Genomic DNA, 20,157 nt, shown 5'->3' with positions numbered 1-20,157 from the left:
AATGACAGAAACTCAAGTTAAAACAGCACATCCAAAAGGACTTTGGGTGTTATTTGGAACCGAAATGTGGGAACGTTTCAATTTCTATGGAATGCGAACTTTATTGGTTCTTTTTCTTGTAAATTCTTTACTGATGAAAGAAGAAGAAGCTTCCTTAATTTATGGAGGTTTTCTAGGTCTTTGTTATTTAACACCAATGTTAGGAGGATTTATTTCTGATCGTTTTTTTGGAAATAGAAACTGTATTATGCTTGGTGGATTAATGATGGCTATTGGTCAATTATTGTTATTTACCAGTGCTAGTGTTTTTGGTGAAAATATAGGTTTAGCCACTACTATAATGTATTCTGGTTTAGGAATAATTATTTTTGGAAACGGATTTTTCAAACCAAACATTTCTAGTATGGTGGGAAGTTTGTATCCAAAACAGGAAAAAACTAAATTAGATACAGCTTTTACTATTTTCTATATGGGGATCAACTTAGGAGCATTCTTAGGTCAATTTATTTGCCCATTAGTAGGAGACGTAAAAAGTGCAGGAGGAATAAGAGATATTCACGCTTTCAAATGGGGATTCTTAGCTGCCGCTATTGCAATGCTTATCGGAACGTTAGTGTTTTATTTCTTGAAAAATAAGTATGTGGTTTCTCCAGAAGGAAAACCATTAGGAGGATTGCCTTCTAAAAATGAATCATCAGATTATGAAGAAGGAGAAGCACAAAGTGCAGTTTTTACTCCAAAAGCCTTAATAGTATCAGTAATTGCTTTTATAGGGATGTTTTTGTTGTTCCATTTTTCGGTAGATGGCACTAATGTTGTAAAAACGATTATTTATCCAATTATTTATGCAAGTGGTATAACATTAGCGGGATTAATTTTATCTGACTCGTCTTTAACAAAAGTGGAAAGAGATCGAATTATTGTAATTTATATCATTTCTTTCTTTATCATATTCTTTTGGGCTGCTTTTGAACAAGCAGGTTCATCGTTAACTTTTATAGCCGATAATCAAACGGATAGAAACTTTTTTGGATGGGCAATGCCAGCTTCAATGGTTCAGATTTTTAATGGATTATTCGTTGTTGCTTTAGCGGTTCCTTTTAGTATGTTATGGGATAAATTAAGAAATAAAGGTAGTGAGCCTATTTCTCCTGTAAAATTGGCTTTAGGATTATTGTTAATTTCGATAAGTTTCTTCATGATTGCTAATCAGGTAAAAGACCTTGGGACTTCAGGTTTATTAGCTATCAAATGGTTAATTCTATTGTATTTATTGAATACTTGTGCTGAGTTATGTTTGTCTCCTATAGGATTATCTTTAGTAGGTAAATTATCTCCAAAACGTTTCTCTTCTTTATTATATGGAGTGTTCTTCTTATCTAATGCATCTGGATATGCACTAGCGGGAACTTTAGGATCTATTTTGCCAGCTACTGGAGATAAATTTATTAAAGCGAAAGAATTAGGAATTGATTTGCAAGCTGTTTTAGATAAGAAAATTGTACCAACTGCAGAGCAATTGCAATTATTGGATAAAAATCAAATTATGGATCATAACCCAATTTTTGCTGGTTTTGAAATCCACAATTTATTTGAATTTTTTATGGTATTTGTTGTGTTAACAGGTATTGCTGCACTTGTTTTATTTGCATTAACACCATTTTTGAAAAAAATGATGCACGGTGTTCGATAATGTGCTGAATTAAATATATTAAATAAAAACATCATCTATTTTGAATGAATCAAAGAGATGGTGTTTTTTGTTGTAGAGCAAATATGTTTTAAAGGGATGAAATCTCCTGAAAGAAAATTTTTGATGTATGAAACTTTTCAATTTTAGTGGTTTTATAACCGTATGCGATACTATATTATCTTGTTTTTCAAAAGTTGAATTTATCTTGTTAAACTAAACAATAAAGAAGTATTTTAGAAGTTTCAATGAGTAATTATGTTAAGATTTTTATTACAAAATAAGCATGAAAGAGAATTCAACAGATCAATTTTTTAAGAGTACAGTTCTAGGTCATCCATCTGGACTGTTTGTATTATTTTTTACTGAAATGTGGGAGCGTTTTTCGTTTTATGGAATGCGGGCGCTTTTGGTAATGTTTTTAACGTCATCTATGATAGATGGTGGATGGGGTTGGTCTAGAGAACAAGCAATGACCCTTTTTGGATCTTATGTAGGATTGGTATATTTATCAACCATGTTGGGAGGGTATTTTGCGGATAAGAAAATAGGTTATAGAATGGCAGTAGTTGTAGGGGCATTATTGATGTCCTTGGGACATGCTTCTATGGCGATAGAAACAGAGTTTTCTATATATCTAGGACTTGTGTTATTGGTTTTTGGGAATGGCTTTTTTAAGCCAAACATGACATCAATAATATCAGAAATGTACAAAGATAGACCTGAAAAAAAAGATGGGGCATATACTATCTTTTATATGGGAGTTAATTCCGGATCATTTTTTGGAATACTTCTATGTGGTTATTTAGGAGAAAAAGTTGGATGGAGCTGGGGATTCGGTTTAGCGGGTATTTTTATGTTTATTGGAATGCTACAGTTTTGGTTGGCTCAAAATATTTTTGGAGAGATTGGTTTAAAACCAGTTAAAAAAGAAGTCACTTTGAAAGAGGTAGATGAGAACAATGATAAACTTAATCCTTTCCCGGTATGGCAATTGGCATTAATTGGAATTGTTGTTTTGTTAAGTATATCTTGGCTTATTTTTGAACCGGCAAAAGTTATTACAAATGGAGCTATAGATCTATTTGATTTTAGCTGTTTTGGATTAGAAGGGAATAACTTTGTTATTCTTTTGGCTCTAATTCTCTTTTTAATATTGTTGATATATCGCTTGTCAAGGTATTCACAAATAACCATGGAGAAATTAATAGCGGTTACATTTTTTGCATTTCTGACTATTTTCTTTTGGACAATTTTTGAACAATCTCCTGGGACATTAACCATTTTTGCTAAAGACTACACCAATAGAATTCTAGTGGGTAATGCAGGAATCGCTTTTAAAATCATCAATGCTTTAATTACTATTGTTCCGTTAATGATTATTAGCTGGGTACTTTATTTGTTATCTAAGCAAACTTTTAAACAGTATGCAGTTTCAAATATTATTTTAGCAGCTGGCTTTTTGTTTGTATGGGGAATCGGGATCTGGATGTTGTATAATCAATTTCAAGATGAAACTTTAGAAGTTCCGGCTTCATGGTTTTCAACACTAAATAATTTATTTATTATAAGCTTGGCTCCATTGTTTTCAAAATGGTGGGAGAGTAAATATAATCCTTCTGCAAATGCTAAATATTGTATTGGCTTTCTCTTATTGGCATTAGGAATGGCTTGTGTTGCATATGGTTCAGCAGGAATTGCTCCAGGAGCAAAAACGGCTTCGGTAAGTATGATTTGGTTGGTATTGGTCTTTTTATTTCATACAATGGGTGAGTTATGTGTGTCACCAGTAGGACTTTCTTATGTTAGTAAATTGGTACCGGCTAGAATGATTGCCATGATGTATGGAGTTTGGTATCTTGCCTTTGCAATTGGTATGAAAGGAGCAGCTAAATTTGGGGAGAATATAGATAAAATTGCAGACGAAAAGGGAATCAGTTATTTCTTTTGGATGTTGACAATTGTAGCTGTTGTAGTGGGATTGATCTCATTGTTATTCCAGCCAGTAATTAAAAAATTAATGCATGGAGTGCGCTAGTACTTAATAAACTAATAAAAACTAATTAAAATAAAATAGAATATATGGAACATCAACTAACACTTGAAAAAATTCAGAACTTTGAGGGCAAATACCCTAAGCAATTATGGTATTTATTTATCGTAGAAATGTGGGAACGTTTTTGCTTTTATGGTATGCGGGGTGTTCTAACTTTTTTCATGGTTGACCAACTTTTATTAAAAGATGATGCGGCTAATTTGCAATATGGAGCTATTCAGGCGTTTGTTTATGCTTTCACTTTTATTGGGGGTATTTTTGCAGATAAAATTTTAGGTTTTAGAAAATCTTTATTTTTCGGGGGAACCGTTATGATTTTAGGGAATTTGCTGATCGCTTTCTCTCCTCAAACATTGTTTTATTATGGGATTGCATTTTCTATAATTGGGACAGGTTTCTTTAAACCTAATATTTCTTCTATGGTTGGAGAGCTTTATCATGCTGGTGATCATAGGCGTGATGCAGGATATGGAATGTTCTATGCAGGGATAAATATTGGTGGCTTTTTAGGAGGAGCTCTATGTATTTATTTAGGTAAATATTATTCTTGGCAGTTGTGTTTCCTTTCTGCAGCAATTGTAATGACCATAGGATTAGTAACATTTTTATTCACTAAAAAACATCTTGGTCCAATTGGAGATTCTCCTTTGTTAAACTTACCTGCAGGTAAAAGAAAAATGAGAGAGATTACTGTGTATTTATGCTCTCTATTGAGTTTGCCGTTTATTTTTATAATGGTAAAAAACACGGATTATACAGATTATTTTATGTATACTATTGGAGTAATTGCTTTGTCGTATTTTGCTTTTGAGGTTTATAAATTAGAAGATAGTAAACTACGTAAAAAGTTGCTTGCAGCTTTTGTTTTTATCTTTTTCTATTTTGTGTTTAATGCTATTTTCGAGCAAAGCGGAGGATCACTTTCACTTTTTGCCAAAGACAATTTAAACAATAGTTTGTTGTTTTTTCACATGGATCCAAATGTTGTAAACAATAGTTCTAATTCTCTATTTGTAATTATATTTAGTCCAGTGGTTGGTTTACTATGGTTGTGGTTAGCGAAGAAAAAAATTGAGCCAAATACAATTGTGAAATTTGGTATCGGATTTTTATTTTTAGGGTTATCATTTTACATTTTTTATTATACTAGATTTTTTGCAAATGCCAAAGGAATAACTTCACTTAACTTATTTACTTTTGCATATTTAGTGACAACTTTAGGAGAGCTTTGCCTTGGACCTATTGGAATGTCTATTATTACCAAGTTATCACCAAAAAGACTTTTTGGAATGATGATGGGGTTATGGTTTTTAGCAACTGCATTTGGACAATTTGCAGCTGGTAAATTAGGGGCTGAAATGTCTAAGTCAAATACTGGAACAACTTTGGTTTCAAAATTGCAATCCTATACAGAAGGATATTATCAATTAGCAATTTATTCGTTTGTTGCTGGAGCAATTTTGATATTTATTACTCCATTGATGAAAAAATTAATGCAAGAAGTAAGATAGACGACAAATTTTGGTATTATTTTTGTTTAAATTTGTAAAAAAGAAATCAGTAGAGGACTAAGAGTAAAAGGAAGATTTCTAACTTTTATCGCATTCTATTTCACTTAAAAAAATAAACAAATGAAAAAAATTATTTTAGTTGCATTTTTCTTTATCGGGTTAAGCGTTTCCCAAGCTCAAGAATTAAAATGGTATACGAATGTAAAAGAAGCAATCACTGTTTCGAACAAAGAGAAGAAACCATTGATGTTGTTCTTTACAGGAAGTGATTGGTGCGGATGGTGTATTCGTTTGCAAAATGAAGTACTTAAAACACCAGAATTTTCTAAATGGGCTAACCAAAATGTTGTTTTAGTTGAACTGGATTATCCTAGAAGAGCTCCTCAATCGGATGAAATAAAAAAACAAAACAATGAGTTGCAACAAGCTTTTGGTATACAAGGTTATCCAACGGTATATTTTGCAAAAGCAACCGTTAATAAAGAAGGTAAGGTAAATTTTGAAGGTTTAGGGAGTACTGGCTATGTTGCAGGTGGACCAGCTGCTTGGTTAGCGGTTGCAGATCCTTTTGTAAAAAAACCAGTTTCGATGGAAGAACCTAAAAAATCAAAAAAATCTAAAAAAGCATAAGTCAAAGTATTTAATTGATCTTATAAAATCCCTTTTCGCTTGTTGAGTGAAAAGGGATTTTTTGTTGTGCACAAGTTTGTTTCCATCGGTTTTGAATCGTTTTATAATTCGACCCGTCTGCAATTATGATTTTTGGTTTTATGCTTTGTAATAACCTCTCTAAATTGATTTTTGTAGATTGTGTAAGCAGTAAAACATCAGGTTGTATCTTTTTAGGATAAACCATAAAGCTATCAAGAATCAGTATTTTATTTTCTTTAAAATAAATGGTGTTTTGTAAGCGTCTTTTATTTTTTAAAGTACTGAAGTTTCCAGTAAGATAGGAGGAAATGAGAGTATTGGTTTTACTTGTTTTTAGAATACTGTCCTTGGCAAACAAATTGGTATCGAAACCTTTCCGTTCTAGTAGTAAAGTATTTCTTTTGGCATTCAATATAATTAATTCTTCTTGGTTTTGTATGTCCCATTTTGTTTTTATACTTGAGATTTGAAGTACTGCAATTGTTGTTAACACAACCATCAAGCTTTTGAAATTTGGTTTTTTGAACCAAATAATTATTGCTATCAATACAAGATATCTGGTTATTAAAAGCAAAGTGTTTAAAGGAATGTCTTTGATAATGAATGATTCGAATGTAGCGATTGTATTTATTATTTTATCTAGATAGTAGATACTTATTTCTAAAGCTTTGGCAGGATAAAAAGGAACCCAATTGAACGTTGCGAGAAGCATAACTAAAACGCCTAAACTCATTATAATGCCCAGTAGCGGAATTACAATTAAGTTCGTAATAAAGAATAGCCCAGGGAATTGATGAAAATAATAAATGCTTAAAGGTAAAGTCCCGATTTGAGCTGCAAAAGAAACCGTTAGTATATCCCAAATGTATTTTAGGATTTTGTTTTTTGGTGTCCAAAGCATCGTTAATAGAGGTTGCAGCCATATTATAAAAAACAGGGCAATGTAGCTCAATTGGAACCCAACATCAAATAAGAAAGAAGGTTGGAAAAGTAAAATTAGTAAAATTGAAACGAGTAATGTATGGTAAATATTGACACTTCTTCTTAAAAACTGCCCAATAGCCACAAAAGAAAACATAGTGACAGAGCGTAGAACCGATGGTGCTAAACCGGCAAGTACTCCAAAAAGCGATAATGCAAGCAGAGTTATAATTAATTTAAGGAAACAACCGTATTTAGAATTAGGAAGGGGTTTTAGAATAAAAGTTACAAACAGCAATATAAAGCCAATATGTAATCCTGAAACGGATAGAATATGAACAGCACCCGCATATTGATAATCCCGAATTATATCAGGGGAAATATCTTGTTGTTGTCCCAAAATCAAGGCTATGGCTACGTTTAGTTCCTCTTTATGAAAATTGCTTTTATTTAAATTCTGAATAATTCGGGTTCTTAAACTTGAGGTATAAAACCAAATATCCTTTTCAGTTGTGGCGCTTATTTTTATTTCATTTGGTTCAATATAGAGTTGAGCATAGATTTGCTTGTTCTCTAAGTATTTTTGATAATCAAATTGATTTGGGTTTTTGGGAGAGGTATTTTTATAGAGTATTCCATTTAGTTTTAAACGATCACCAATTTCAAAATCTTTTTTTAAGCTGTCTTTACGAATGTTGAGCAATATTCTGCCTGTAGATTTTTTTTGGTCAATTGTATTGACTAGAGCAATATATCGTTCGTTAAAATTGGAGCTTTTTAATTTTTCCCTTAAAGTAACCGTAAAGTTGTGGTTTTTATCGAATATGTTTTTGTAGTTCGTGTAATTGCTTTGTTGATACAAATCAGTGTGAATGATTTGGGTTGTTGCTCCTATGGTGAATGCTAAGAGATTGACCGTTATTCCGAAAAAGAATGAGTGTTTATTATTTGTTTTGGTCCAAAAATATGCTCCGATGGCGATAAGAATTGCTACAAATAAAAATGTAAATACAATCGATGGGATTGGATTTAGGAAATAAATAAGTAATATGCCCAAAATAAAGGCAATAGTAATTCTTGTAAGTGGGAATTGTAGTACTTTCATAAAACTAAAGTACAAATATTTTGTAAGAAATAAGGTTGTTTTTTCGTTTGTGTTTTTGCGTAAAGGATAGAAGCAAGCTACCGAAGTAGCGCGGATAGCCTGACCGCATAAAGTAAAGGGGCCGACTTAGCGGTTTGCTAAGCTGGCCCCTTTACTTTGTGGGGTTACGCCCACATTAGTTTTAGTGAATAGACGTAGTAAATGCTGTTTAAATTACTTTATGGCTGCAACTATTAATTGAGCAGTTTTTTTACTGGCACCAATTCCGCCTAGTTTTTCTTCCAGTAGATCGTAATTGGCCAAAAGAGTTTTACGATAATTAGGTTCTAGAATTTTGGTTAATTCCTCTTTAATACGCTTGGTGGAGCAATCATCTTGAATTAATTCAGTTACAACTTCTCTGTCCATGATTAAGTTGACCAGCGAGATGTATTTTAAGGTAATTATTCGCTTGGCTATCTGATAAGAAATCCAGCTGCCTTTGTAGCAAACCACTTCGGGAACTTTGAAAAGTGCCGTTTCTAAGGTTGCCGTACCTGATGTGACCAATGCTGCTGTCGAATTGCGCAACAAAGAATAGGTTTTATTGGAGATGAATTTTATGTTATCGCTTGAGATAAATTGTTTGTAAAATGAAAATTCCTGGCTTGGTGCTCCAGCAATTACAAATTGGTAATCAGGGAAATCCTTAACCACGCTTAGCATTACCGAAAGCATTTTGCTAATTTCCTGTTTGCGGCTTCCTGGCAAAATGGCAATGATTGGTTTTTCGGATAATTGGTTTTCTGTTCTAAAAGCGTTGATATCAATACTTGATTGATTGTGAATGGCATCAATTAATGGATGACCTACAAATGAAACTGGAAATTGATGTTTGACTTCGTAGAAATCCTTTTCGAATGGCAAAATCACGTACATTTTATCAATATCATGTTTTATGGCAGTGATTCGGTTTTCTTTCCAAGCCCAGATTTGAGGAGAAATATAATAATGATTTTTATATCCGGTTTGTTTGGCCCATTTTGCAATTCGCATGTTAAAGCCTGGATAATCAATGTAAATGATAACATCCGGATTGAATTGGACTATATCATTTTTGCATATTTTAATATTATTCAGAATGGTTTTTAAGTTGAAAAGAACTTCGACGAATCCCATAAAAGCCAATTCACGATAGTGTTTTACTAGAGTACCACCTACATTTTGCATCAAATCTCCACCCCAAAAGCGTATGTCAGCATTTGGATCTTCTTCATAGAGTGCTTTCATTAAATTAGATCCATGTAAATCTCCTGAAGCTTCTCCTGCAATAATGTAATATTTCATTTTTTTTGAATTAAAAGTTGTAAAAACAACTCAATGGGAGCTGATTTAGTTTTTATACCAACAAATACAAATATAGTATTTATTCTATTTTAAATAAACAAAGTGATAATGGTCAGTATGATAACAGACAAAACGATACCTCTTGCCATGAGTTCTTTGTTCATTTTTAGCAATATGCCAAAAGCTATTAAATCAAGTATAGAACCTAGTGTTACTATTTTTCCTAGATGACCTTCGCTTTTCATCAATTGTATTCCGGCTATAAAATCAGAATGAACTGCAAACGTGATATAGAGGAACATGCCTAATATAGAGGCCAATATTCCAATCACAAATCCTATAAGTAAGTCTATTTTATTCATTCCATTTCCATTTATTAAGGTTTTGTATTGCATGATGAGCTGTTAAGTCAAATTGTACAGGTACTACAGAAATATACCCATTGGCGAGAGCCCATTCGTCTGTGTCTTCTCCGTTGTCTTGGTTTACAAATTCGCCGGTTAGCCAATAATAATCTTTGCCTTGAGGAGTTTTTCGCTTGTCAAATTTTTCCATCCAAAGCGCGTTTGCTTGACGACAAATTTTAATGCCTTTAATTTCTTTCTCTTTTAATTTAGGGAAATTCACATTCAAGATTACTCCTTCAGGTAATTTGTTGTTTAAAACCTGTAGCGTGATATTCTTAACAGATGATTTAATTTGTTCAAAATCGGCATCCCAATCATAATCCAATAACGAGAATCCAATAGCAGGAATTCCTTCTATTCCAGCTTCTACAGCAGCACTCATGGTTCCGGAATAAATAACGTTTATAGAGGAATTAGAACCATGGTTGATACCAGATACACAAAGATCAGGTTTTCTCTTAAGGATTTCATTAACGGCTATTTTTACACAATCTACCGGTGTTCCGGAACAGCTATATTCAGTGATAGAATCAGTGTCTTTAGATATTTTATTGAGATGAAGTGTGTTGTTAATAGTGATAGCATGTCCCATGGCACTTTGAGGTTTGTCTGGAGCTACAACAATAACGTCTCCTATTTCATGCATAACAGCGATTAGAGTTCTTATTCCGGGAGCAGAAACTCCATCATCATTTGTTATTAGTATTAAAGGCCTTTCAGTTTCCATTCGTATTGTTTTGAAAAAATGTATCGTTGAAAAAATTTGAGTTTCGAAACAAATGTAATAACACAAAATCTTATATTGCGAACAAATAAAATATATTTTTTAAAAGGGGTTTATTCTTATTAAAAATTCTATTTTGTATCTTTAACAAAAAATTATGTAGCAATCTAGCGGGTTGGCATAGTTTTTAACGTAATTTAGATAAAAAAATTGATGAATCCTATTATTAGATTTATGAAGAAGAATTATAAAATACTCATAGCATTGGTGTGCCTTTCTGCGACACTATTTGCATTTACTATTAATAAAAAAAGAGATATAGATCCAGATAGAGATAAAATACTTTTGGAACTGTTGACTTTTGTAATAGAAAAAGGGCATTATAATCCAGCTGCGATTGATGATAATTTTTCTAAGGGAGTTTATAAAGATTATATCGCCGCTTTGGATCCTTCCAAGCGTTTTTTCTTGCAGTCGGATATCAATGAGTTTTCAAAATTTGAAACAGAAATTGATGATCAGTTAATCAATAAAGATTTGACATTTTTTAATCTTACTTACGACCGTTTGATGCTTCGTATGGAAGAAAGTAAAAAAATATTCAAAGATATTTTGAGTCAACCTTTTGATTATACGGTAGATGAGGACTTTAATGTTGATTATGATAAAGCTCCATATTCTAAAAACACCACTGAGCTTAAAGAAAAATGGAGAAAACAAATAAAGTTATCTACACTTTCTTCTTATACTGATAAACAAAAAATAGAAGAAGATAAAAAGCAGAAAGATCCAAAATATGTTATGAAGTCTAATCAGGATCTTGAGAAAGAGACAAGAGAGAGTTCATTGAATTCATTAAATGAATCTTTTGGATTTATGAATGAATTGAAAAGAGACGATTGGTTTACATTGTACATCAATTCTATTATGTCTCGTTTCGACCCTCATACTTCTTATTTTGCACCAGAAGAAAAAGAACGTTTTGATGTAAGTATGAGCGGAAAACTAGAAGGTATTGGAGCTCGTTTGCAAAAGAAAAATGATTATACTGAAATTTCTGAACTTATATCTGGAGGTCCAGCTTGGAGAGGAAAACAATTGGAGGCTGGAGATTTAGTAATGAAAGTTGCTCAAGGTAATGGAGTTCCAGTTGACGTTGTTGGGATGCGTTTAGACGATGTCGTTAAAAAGATAAAAGGACCAAAAGGTTCTGAAGTTCGTCTTACCGTTAAAAAAGTTGATGGTACAATTCAGGTTATTTCAATCATTAGAGATATTGTAGAAATCGAAGAGACATATGCCAAATCTAGTGTTGTTGATAAGAATGGTCTAAAATACGGAGTTATTTATTTGCCTAAATTCTATATCGATTTTGAAAATAAAGATGGAAGAGATGCAGGTAAAGATATTGCTCTAGAAGTTGATAGATTGAAAAAAGCTGGAGTAAAAGGAATTGTATTGGATGTTCGTGATGATGGAGGGGGATCATTATCTACTGTAGTTGATATTGCGGGATTGTTCATAGAACAAGGGCCTATCGTACAAATTAAATCAGCAGGTAAGAAAAAAGAAATCTTATATGATACTGATAAAAAAATCGAGTGGGATGGGCCATTAGTAATAATGGTAAATGAGTTTTCAGCATCGGCTTCAGAGATTTTGGCTGCAGCTATCCAGGATTATAAAAGGGGTATCATCATTGGTAGTAAGCAAACTTATGGAAAAGGGACTGTACAAAATGTAATTGATTTGAATCAGTTTACGCGTAATAGTACTGTTGGCGATCTGGGGGCATTAAAAACAACGACTCAAAAATTTTATAGAATAAATGGAGGATCTACTCAACGTGAAGGAGTGAGTAGTGATGTAGTTATGCCAGATAGATATGCTTATTTAAAAATGGGAGAGCGTGATGAAGAGAATGCAATGCCATGGGATAAAATAGATCCAGCGCCTTATACAGTTTGGAAAGATAATGGGAAATTTGATCAGGCAATCATCAATAGTAAAAAGAGAATTGAAAAAAATATTCAATTTCAGTTGATTGAAGAAAATGCAAAATGGATTGACAGTAGAAGCAATGAAAATACTTATAGCTTAAATCTGGATAAATTTATTTTGGCACAAAGCCAAGTAGAGAATATAGCTAAAAAGTATAGGCCAATTGCTGATTATAAGAACAATTTGAAATTTACATCATTGCCATATGAATTGGAAGTTATGACAAAAGATGCTGCGCTAAAAGAAAAGAGAGAAAGATGGCATGAAAGTTTGTCTAAAGATATCTATGTTGAAGAAGCATTGAACGTTCTGGATGATTTACAAATGAAGCCAATTGTTAAAAATAATATGCCTAATGAAATTAAAAAAGGTAAATTAGTTAAATCATAATGAGTTTTATGATTTCAAATAATAAAAAGCGCTTCAAATATATTGAAGCGCTTTTTTTATTTTATTAAGAATAAGCATCGAGGAAAATTTAAGGATATTCAAGTTAAAATATGCTTTTTAAGTTGCTAATTTAGAATATGAAACAAACTGTCTTGAGAAAATTGATTAGTTTGAGTTTTCTTAAACTAAGTTTATATCTTTGAAAAAATATTATCTAAAAGTAGACAGATTCGATATTGATTTTTATGTAATTTAGAGACACATAGACTGGTTAAAATTTTTAGCTTTCTGAGATTGCTATGAGACTAAATTTTAGAGACTGATGAAGAATAATAAATATATACTTATGGGAAGAAATTATAAAAGAATAATAACTATGGTATGCCTCTCGGTTACCTTATCTGCCTTTAGTATTAATACAAACAAATCAATAGATCCAGAGAAAGATAAAATACTTCTGGAATTATTGACATTTATAATAGAAAAAGGGCATTATAATCCAGCAAAAATTGATGATAATTTTTCTAAAGGAATTTATAAAGATTATATAGCAGCTTTGGATCCTTCCAAACGTTTTTTCTTGCAGTCAGATATTAATGAGTTCTCTAAATTCGAATTGGAGTTGGATGATCAATTAAATAATAAGGATTTGACATTTTTTAATCTTACCTACGATCGTTTGATGCTTCGTATGGAAGAAAGTAAAAAGATATTCAAAGATATTTTAAGCAAACCTTTTGATTATAAAATTGAAGAAGATTTCAATGTAGATTACGAAAAAGCTCCATATGCTAAAAACACTACGGAATTGAAGGAAAAATGGAGAAAAAAAATAAAATTATCTACCCTATCTTCTTTGACTGATAAACAAAAGTTAGAAGAAGATAAAAAAAGAAAAGATCCAAAATACATTGTAAAATCAGAAGATGTTCTGGAAAAAGAGACTAGAGAGAGTTCTTTAAAATCATTAAATGAGTTTTTTGGACTTATGGATGAATTAAAAAGAGACGATTGGTTTACATTGTACATCAATTCTATTATGTCTCAATTTGATCCACATACTTCTTACTTTGCGCCAGATGACAAAGAGCGATTTGATACAAGTATGAGTGGTAAGTTTGAAGGTATTGGTGCTCAATTGCAAAAGAAAAATGATTATATCGAAATTATAGAACTTATTTCCGGAGGGCCAGCTTGGAGAGGAAAGCAATTGGAAAAAGGTGATTTATTATTGAAAGTAGCTCAATCAAATGGTATTGCTGTAGATGTGATAGGAATGCGCTTGGCGGATGTTGTAAAAAAAATAAAAGGCCCTAAAGGTTCTGAAGTTCGCCTTACTGTTAAAAAAACAGATGGGACTATACAAGTTATTTCAATCATTAGAGATGTTGTAGAGATAGAAGAAACGTATGTGAAATCTAGTGTCGTTGAAAAGAATGGCTTGAAATATGGAGTTATTTATTTGCCTAAATTTTATCTGGATTTCGGAAACAAGGATGGAAGAGATGCAGGTAAAGATGTTGCTCTAGAAGTTGACAGATTGAAAAAAGCAGGAGTAAAAGGAATTGTATTGGATGTTCGCGATGATGGTGGAGGATCATTGTCAACAGTTGTTGATATTGCGGGATTGTTTATAGAACAAGGGCCAATTGTACAGGTTAAATCAGCAAGCAAGAAAAAAGAAATTTTATATGATACTGATAAAAAAATCGAGTGGGATGGACCTTTGGTTATAATGGTAAATGAGTTTTCAGCATCAGCTTCAGAGATTTTGGCCGCTGCAATTCAGGACTATAAAAGAGGTATCATCATTGGTAGTAAACAAACGTATGGAAAAGGAACTGTTCAAAGAGTAATTGATTTGAATCCATATGGTAAGAATAGTGCAGCAGGTGATTTAGGGGCTTTAAAAACAACTATTCAAAAATTTTATAGAATAAATGGAGGCTCTACTCAACTTAATGGAGTGAGTAGTGATGTAGTTATGCCAGATAGTTATGCTTATTTAAAAATGGGAGAGCGTGATGAAGAGCATGCAATGCCATGGGATAAAATAGATCCAGCTCCTTATGCAGTTTGGAAAGATAATGAGAAATTCGATCAAGTAATTATCAATAGTAAAAAGAGAATTGAAAAAAACATTCAATTTCAGTTAATTGAAGAAAAAGCGAAGTGGGTTGACAGTAGAAGCAATGAAAATACCTATAGCTTGAATAAGGATAAATTTATTTTGGCGCAAAACAAAATTGATAGTATAGCTAAAAAATATAAACCAATTGCAGATTACAAGAACAATTTGAAATTTAATTCATTGCCGTATGAACTCGAAGGTATGGCAAAAGATACTATTCTAAAGGAAAAGAGAGAAAGATGGCACGAAAGTTTGTCTAAAGATATCTATGTTGAAGAAGCATTGAATGTTTTGGATGATTTGCAAGTAAAATCAATGGCAAAGAATAGCTTAGCTAACGAAATGAAAAAAAGAAAATTGGTTAAATCATAACAATTTTTTTTTGAACAATCAAATAATTATAAAAATAGAAAAGTGTTTCAGTAATCTGAAACACTTTTTTGTTGTATAAAGATGTATTTATTTCGCTTAGAGGGGAATTAAAAGTAAGATCAGAATAGTTAGCGCTAGATAAAGCTCTTCTGCTGAATATAGTCAAGGTAAGAAAATGGATTGCTCTTATTACGTAGTTAGGAGAATTAGATATGTACTAATTATAGTTCCCATGGGAATGATAGTTTTTACCCACGAAGGAATGATAATTAAAATAAATTTAGATAAGAGTATATAGAGAAAGTATTTTTACTTAACCTGCTGTTACCATTCATTTACTTTATTGGCATCCATTTTGATGAAAATAAATAACAAAATGGTGAATCCCCAAAGACCAGAACCTCCGTATGAAAAGAATGGTAGAGGTACTCCAATTGTTGGGAAGATCCCAATTACCATAGCAATGTTTACAAAAAAATGTATAAATAATATTCCTGCAACACAATATCCATAGACCCTACTGAATTTTGTTTTTTGTCTTTCAGCAAGGTAAATTATACGAAGAAATAAACCTGTAAATAATGCAATAACAACTAATGAACCCACAAAACCCCATTCTTCTCCAACCGTAGTAAAAATATAATCAGTATGTTGTTCCGGTACAAAGCCACCTTTTGTTTGCGTTCCTTCAAGAAATCCTTTACCAAACCATCCTCCTGATCCAATTGCGATTTCGGATTGATTGGTATTATATCCAATCCCTTTCATATCAACGGATTTTCCGAGCAAGATGTTAAAACGGTCACGGTGGTGTTGTTTAAAGACATGAGTGAAAACATAATTCACAGATAAAACAAAACCTGATATTACCGCAAAAAGAATACCGCTTAACACAATATTTCGATCACCCAGTCTAGATTTGTAATGAATTAAAATTAACACTATTAAAGCCATTAGAATAACATACTGTGGCTCAAAAATTAGTGTTAACATAAAAAGTAAAATAGTAATAAATCCAGTCCAAACATACCAAGAAGGTAGTCCTTCACGAAATAATACTATTATAAAAATACTGTAGATTAAAGCACTTCCAGGATCTGGCTGCGGTAAGATGAGCATAACCGGTAAAAAGACAATGGCCAATGCCTGAACCTGACGATTTACTTCTTTAAGATTTATCTGAGTATCACTCAGGTATTTAGCCAGTGCCAAAGATGTTGCTGCTTTTGCAAATTCAGAAGGCTGTAAAGTAAAACTGCCAAATCCATACCAACAACGTTGCCCCGCAATTGTTTTACCAAAAGCAAATAAACCTAACAAGGACAGTAAAGAAATGACAAATATGATACTGGCATATTTTTCATAAAATTTGCCATCGATATATAAAAGAACAAAAATCAAAGGAACAGATAAAGCAATAAAAATACCCTGCTTTTCATATGTCCCTTCAATAGAAGACAATGAAGAAGAATAAATATTTAACCAACCTAAAAACACAAGTGCTATATAGATAATGATACATATCCAATCAATATTGCTTGATAAACTTTGATTTTTCATTTGATTATGAATCTATTGTTTTTTGGTCTTAATTGAATCCCTTTTTTGCGCTTCTATTAACTTACTGTTCTTAATAGAGTCCTGAACGAACAATTGTCTTTTTACTTCATCCGAAAGCCCTCCTAGTATTGCATAACGGCTTTGAAGGCTTGTATTCAGTACTCTGGTCTCCAAATCGGTTCTGGTAATTTTTTTTCTCAAATATTTTTCAATCATTAAACTGGCAATAGGGCCGGCAATGGTAGCTCCAAATCCTCCGTTTTCAACCAAAACAGCAATAGCTATTTTGGGATTATCTTTAGGGGCAAAAGCAACAAAAATGGAATGGTCTTTCAGCTGAACTCTTTTACCACCAATTTTGGCAAAATTCTCGGCAGTACCCGTTTTTCCGCAAATATCGATTCCTTCCACGCGCAAACCGTAAGCAGTTCCTCTGTTGTAAACATCAAACAATCCGCTTATCATAGGAGGAAAATATTTTTCGTCAATAGTTGTAACATGTTTAGTTGTAAACTTAGAATCGATTTTCTCGCCTTTGATTTTTTTAATGATGTGAGGGGTATAGTAATACCCATGATTTGCAACAGTTGCCATCATGTTTGCCAATTGGATTGGAGTCGCCAATACTTCCCCCTGACCGATGGCATTGGATATAATTGTTTTTCCACTATAACCCCATCCAGGATACATTCTTTTATAGGTTTTGGAAGTCGGGATCTTCCCTCTTCTTCCTGTTGGCAAATCATACCCCATAAATTCACCTAATCCAAAACTTCTAACATGATTACTCCAAACATCGACTGAATAAGGAGTACTTTTATATTTCCCAATTGTTCTTAGATATACATTAGAGAAATAGGCATTACACGATTTATAAATCCCAACATGTAGATTTTGCACTCCACCACCGCAATGGCATCTTTGAAATCGTCCAGGAGCGTAATAAAAACCGTGATGACAAACAAAAGTGGTCTCTTCATCTACAACTCCCTCTTGTAATCCGACTAAGCCTGTCATAATTTTAAAAGGAGAACCAGGAGGGTATTCTGCTAGCAGTCCTCTATCATAAAGTGGTTTTGCAATAGAATCATGATATAGTTTTGTGTAATTTTTAGATCGCTGTCTTCCCACCAAAATTCCTGGATCATAGGAAGGAGCGGTAACAAGCGCCAAAATTTCTCCCGTTTTAGGTTCGATAGCAACTATACCTCCTCTTTTGTTTACCATTAATTGTTCACCATATTTTTGAATTTCGGAATCAATAGTCAGGTTAATATCTTCACCTTGTACGGGAATAGTATCGTATTTTCCTTCTTTGTAGGAACCTATTTCTCGATTGAATTTATCTTTCTGAAAGTATTTAACTCCTTTTATTCCACGAAGAATTTCTTCGTAGCTTTCCTCAACCCCTTGTACACCAATTAAATCGCCGCTTTTATAATAATGGTTTTTTTCAATTTGCTTCTCATTAACCTGATTAATAGATCCAAAAATATTAGCTCCGAAATTTACTTCATAATCACGTAAGGAACGCTTTTGAAAATAAAAGCCTTCAAATTTTCTGATTTTTTCTTGAAAAGCAGCAAATTCAGTTTTATTTAATTGAGCCAAAAATACCGAAGGTAATCTAGGGCTGTATACTTTTGCTTTTTCTATTCTTTTGATAAAATCATCCTTGGTAATATTCAACAATTTACAAAACTCAAGAGTATCTGTATTATTCAACTCTCTTGGGATTACCATTATATCGTAAGAGGGTTGATTTGCAACCAACAACACTCCATTTCTATCATAAATATAACCTCTCTCCGGATAATCATATTTTATTTTAATTGCATTATTTTCTGATTTCAATTTAAAAGAATCATCAATAATCTGCAGGTAAAAAATACGTATGATTAACAAAGATGCACCAATAATAATTAAAGTTGGTAGCAAGACTTTTCTCATCGTTTATTTGGCTTTATAAGATAAATTAATATTACGCAAGTGATAATGGTGAAAATGGTGCTTAATAAAGTTCTAAGTAAAACGTCTAGAATAAAGCTTATCTGAAAAGATTCTAATAAGAACAAGATTGTATTATGTGTTATTACTGCTAATAAAATAAAAGTAAATCGTTCAGGTGTTAAAACATCATTTAGCCTTATAGTCTGATATTCATAGCTTAAACCAAAAGAAAATTTAAAAAAGACTGGTCTGAAGTAAGCTAGTAGAACACATGCTGTAGCATGAACACCACCAGAATTACAAAATAAATCCATTATTATTCCAAGAAAAAAACTGGATAGTAAAAGCCCGTATTTATTCCCGTTTACAGGGTAAAGAATGATGAAAAGGATATAAGGAAATGCAGTTACATAACCTCCAAAATTCATATTATTAAAAACTAGAATTTGTAAAGCTAATAAAAGCACAAAACGAAAAATGTTCACTAATACCGTGCTATTCATCTTTTTTCTCTTGATTTTCTAAATTTCTAATCTCTTCGCTGTTTTCAGTCTTAATAATATAAACATGACCCAAATTAGTCATATCATTAAATAATTTTACATTAATAGTATAATAATGGGTTTTATCACCTGGAATAAATATTTTGTCAATTGTTCCTATACCAATGTTTTCAGGGAAAATTACTGATTGGCCACCTGTTACGATTGTATCTCCTTTTTTAATAGAAGCTAATCTCGGTACGTCAATCAATTGCACAAAACCTGCATTTTTTCCATCCCAATTCAAGGTCCCAAAATGATTCGAATGTTTAATTTTGGCGTTTATTTGAGATTTAATATTTAAGATACTAATAACAGTAGAATAATTAGCAGATACATTATCGGTTATACCAACTATTCCTAAACTATTAATAACTCCCATGTCAGGTTTAACACCAGATTTTGCACCAGCATTCAATGTTAAAAAATTCTCATGTAGATTGTATGAGTTATGAATCACTTTGCAGACAACAATATCTTTTGGCAGAACACCTTTTAAGCTGTCTAAATTAGGAGCCTTGGCAGTATCCTGAGTCTTAAACAATAAACTCTTCAAGTTGGCATTTTCGCGAGCCAATTCATCATTTTGTTCTTTTAAATGAAGATATTCTTCTATAGAATTGATTCTTTCATATACACCACCACTTAGAAAATTGGCAGAACTGATGACTTTACTCCTATGAAAAGAATGGGATTGTATAGTAAGAGATAACGAAATACCCAAAAGCAGCAAAAACAGTAATCTATTACTGTTTTTTAGAATAAATGAAAATATTTGCTGCATTTTTTATGGTATAATTGATGTTATATAACTAAAACT

Annotated in this window: 14 protein-coding genes; 6 read left to right on the top strand and 8 right to left on the bottom strand. The window is 32.3% G+C overall.

Annotation, left to right across the window (positions count from 1 at the left end):
* Nucleotide 1 precedes the first annotated feature (1 nt).
* The 4 genes from OZP08_RS01470 (at nucleotide 2) to OZP08_RS01455 (ending at nucleotide 5,887) form a co-directional block, all read left to right on the top strand.
* Nucleotides 2-1,693: a peptide MFS transporter gene (locus OZP08_RS01470; protein ID WP_268847990.1), complete on the top strand. Its 1,692-nt coding sequence runs from the start codon at nucleotides 2-4 to the stop codon at nucleotides 1,691-1,693.
* A gap of 283 nt (nucleotides 1,694-1,976) precedes the next feature.
* The gene (locus tag OZP08_RS01465) at nucleotides 1,977-3,728 is read left to right on the top strand and encodes a peptide MFS transporter (RefSeq protein WP_281322822.1); all 1,752 of its coding nucleotides are present in this window, start codon (nucleotides 1,977-1,979) and stop codon (nucleotides 3,726-3,728) included.
* A gap of 44 nt (nucleotides 3,729-3,772) precedes the next feature.
* On the top strand, nucleotides 3,773-5,257 hold the full coding sequence (locus OZP08_RS01460) for a peptide MFS transporter (RefSeq protein ID WP_281322821.1): 1,485 nt from the start codon (nucleotides 3,773-3,775) through the stop codon (nucleotides 5,255-5,257).
* A gap of 120 nt (nucleotides 5,258-5,377) precedes the next feature.
* Complete coding sequence (locus OZP08_RS01455; RefSeq protein ID WP_281322820.1) at nucleotides 5,378-5,887, top strand: thioredoxin family protein; 510 nt, start codon at nucleotides 5,378-5,380, stop codon at nucleotides 5,885-5,887.
* Nucleotides 5,888-5,897: 10 nt separating this feature from the next.
* Here OZP08_RS01455 and OZP08_RS01450 read toward each other — a convergent pair whose 3' ends face one another.
* From OZP08_RS01450 to surE, 4 genes are all read right to left on the bottom strand, one after another.
* A complete protein-coding gene (locus tag OZP08_RS01450; protein ID WP_281322819.1) occupies nucleotides 5,898-7,934 on the bottom strand; it encodes a ComEC/Rec2 family competence protein in 2,037 nt (678 codons plus the stop codon).
* Nucleotides 7,935-8,147: 213 nt separating this feature from the next.
* Nucleotides 8,148-9,260, bottom strand: coding sequence for a lipid-A-disaccharide synthase (lpxB, locus tag OZP08_RS01445; protein ID WP_281322818.1), 1,113 nt, complete (start codon nucleotides 9,258-9,260; stop codon nucleotides 8,148-8,150).
* 89 nt (nucleotides 9,261-9,349) lie between these two features.
* Nucleotides 9,350-9,622 (bottom strand): hypothetical protein, encoded by a 273-nt coding sequence (locus OZP08_RS01440; RefSeq protein WP_268847988.1) that lies wholly within the window; start codon nucleotides 9,620-9,622, stop codon nucleotides 9,350-9,352.
* Nucleotides 9,615-10,394 (bottom strand): 5'/3'-nucleotidase SurE, encoded by a 780-nt coding sequence (surE, locus tag OZP08_RS01435; RefSeq protein WP_268847987.1) that lies wholly within the window; start codon nucleotides 10,392-10,394, stop codon nucleotides 9,615-9,617. Before surE ends, OZP08_RS01440 begins: the two co-directional genes overlap by 8 nt.
* A 210-nt stretch (nucleotides 10,395-10,604) precedes the next feature.
* On the opposite strand from surE, the gene OZP08_RS01430 reads away from it, so the two are divergent.
* Complete coding sequence (locus OZP08_RS01430; protein WP_281322817.1) at nucleotides 10,605-12,782, top strand: carboxy terminal-processing peptidase; 2,178 nt, start codon at nucleotides 10,605-10,607, stop codon at nucleotides 12,780-12,782.
* A 322-nt stretch (nucleotides 12,783-13,104) separates the two neighbouring features.
* Nucleotides 13,105-15,285: a carboxy terminal-processing peptidase gene (locus OZP08_RS01425; RefSeq protein ID WP_281322816.1), complete on the top strand. Its 2,181-nt coding sequence runs from the start codon at nucleotides 13,105-13,107 to the stop codon at nucleotides 15,283-15,285.
* Nucleotides 15,286-15,609: 324 nt separating this feature from the next.
* Here OZP08_RS01425 and rodA read toward each other — a convergent pair whose 3' ends face one another.
* Genes rodA through mreC form a run of 4 tightly spaced genes read right to left on the bottom strand, consistent with a single transcriptional unit; the run spans nucleotide 15,610 to nucleotide 20,121 of the window.
* Complete coding sequence (gene rodA, locus OZP08_RS01420) at nucleotides 15,610-16,845, bottom strand: rod shape-determining protein RodA (protein ID WP_281322815.1); 1,236 nt, start codon at nucleotides 16,843-16,845, stop codon at nucleotides 15,610-15,612.
* Between the two features lie 12 nt (nucleotides 16,846-16,857).
* On the bottom strand, nucleotides 16,858-18,795 hold the full coding sequence (gene mrdA / locus OZP08_RS01415; RefSeq protein ID WP_281322814.1) for a penicillin-binding protein 2: 1,938 nt from the start codon (nucleotides 18,793-18,795) through the stop codon (nucleotides 16,858-16,860).
* Nucleotides 18,792-19,298, bottom strand: coding sequence for a rod shape-determining protein MreD (locus OZP08_RS01410; protein WP_281322813.1), 507 nt, complete (start codon nucleotides 19,296-19,298; stop codon nucleotides 18,792-18,794). Before OZP08_RS01410 ends, mrdA begins: the two co-directional genes overlap by 4 nt.
* Entirely contained in the window at nucleotides 19,291-20,121 is an 831-nt protein-coding gene (gene mreC, locus OZP08_RS01405) for a rod shape-determining protein MreC (protein ID WP_281322812.1), read from the bottom strand. Before mreC ends, OZP08_RS01410 begins: the two co-directional genes overlap by 8 nt.
* Nucleotides 20,122-20,157 lie beyond the last annotated feature (36 nt).

The organism is Flavobacterium aestivum (genome assembly GCF_026870175.2).
Taxonomy (GTDB): Bacteria; Bacteroidota; Bacteroidia; order Flavobacteriales; family Flavobacteriaceae; genus Flavobacterium; species Flavobacterium aestivum.
Note: the sequence above shows the minus strand (reverse complement) of the source record. Positions and strands in the feature narration are given on the sequence as shown.

Coding starts and splice junctions, on each gene's coding strand:
- OZP08_RS01470 (WP_268847990.1), top strand. CDS start 2: ATGACAGAAACTCAAGTTAAAACAGCACATCCAAAAGGACTTTGGGTG.
- OZP08_RS01430 (WP_281322817.1), top strand. CDS start 10,605: ATGAATCCTATTATTAGATTTATGAAGAAGAATTATAAAATACTCATA.
- lpxB (WP_281322818.1), bottom strand. CDS start 9,260: ATGAAATATTACATTATTGCAGGAGAAGCTTCAGGAGATTTACATGGA.
- OZP08_RS01440 (WP_268847988.1), bottom strand. CDS start 9,622: ATGAATAAAATAGACTTACTTATAGGATTTGTGATTGGAATATTGGCC.
- mrdA (WP_281322814.1), bottom strand. CDS start 18,795: ATGAGAAAAGTCTTGCTACCAACTTTAATTATTATTGGTGCATCTTTG.
- OZP08_RS01450 (WP_281322819.1), bottom strand. CDS start 7,934: ATGAAAGTACTACAATTCCCACTTACAAGAATTACTATTGCCTTTATT.
- OZP08_RS01460 (WP_281322821.1), top strand. CDS start 3,773: ATGGAACATCAACTAACACTTGAAAAAATTCAGAACTTTGAGGGCAAA.
- OZP08_RS01465 (WP_281322822.1), top strand. CDS start 1,977: ATGAAAGAGAATTCAACAGATCAATTTTTTAAGAGTACAGTTCTAGGT.
- rodA (WP_281322815.1), bottom strand. CDS start 16,845: ATGAAAAATCAAAGTTTATCAAGCAATATTGATTGGATATGTATCATT.
- OZP08_RS01455 (WP_281322820.1), top strand. CDS start 5,378: ATGAAAAAAATTATTTTAGTTGCATTTTTCTTTATCGGGTTAAGCGTT.
- mreC (WP_281322812.1), bottom strand. CDS start 20,121: ATGCAGCAAATATTTTCATTTATTCTAAAAAACAGTAATAGATTACTG.
- OZP08_RS01410 (WP_281322813.1), bottom strand. CDS start 19,298: ATGAATAGCACGGTATTAGTGAACATTTTTCGTTTTGTGCTTTTATTA.
- OZP08_RS01425 (WP_281322816.1), top strand. CDS start 13,105: ATGAAGAATAATAAATATATACTTATGGGAAGAAATTATAAAAGAATA.
- surE (WP_268847987.1), bottom strand. CDS start 10,394: ATGGAAACTGAAAGGCCTTTAATACTAATAACAAATGATGATGGAGTT.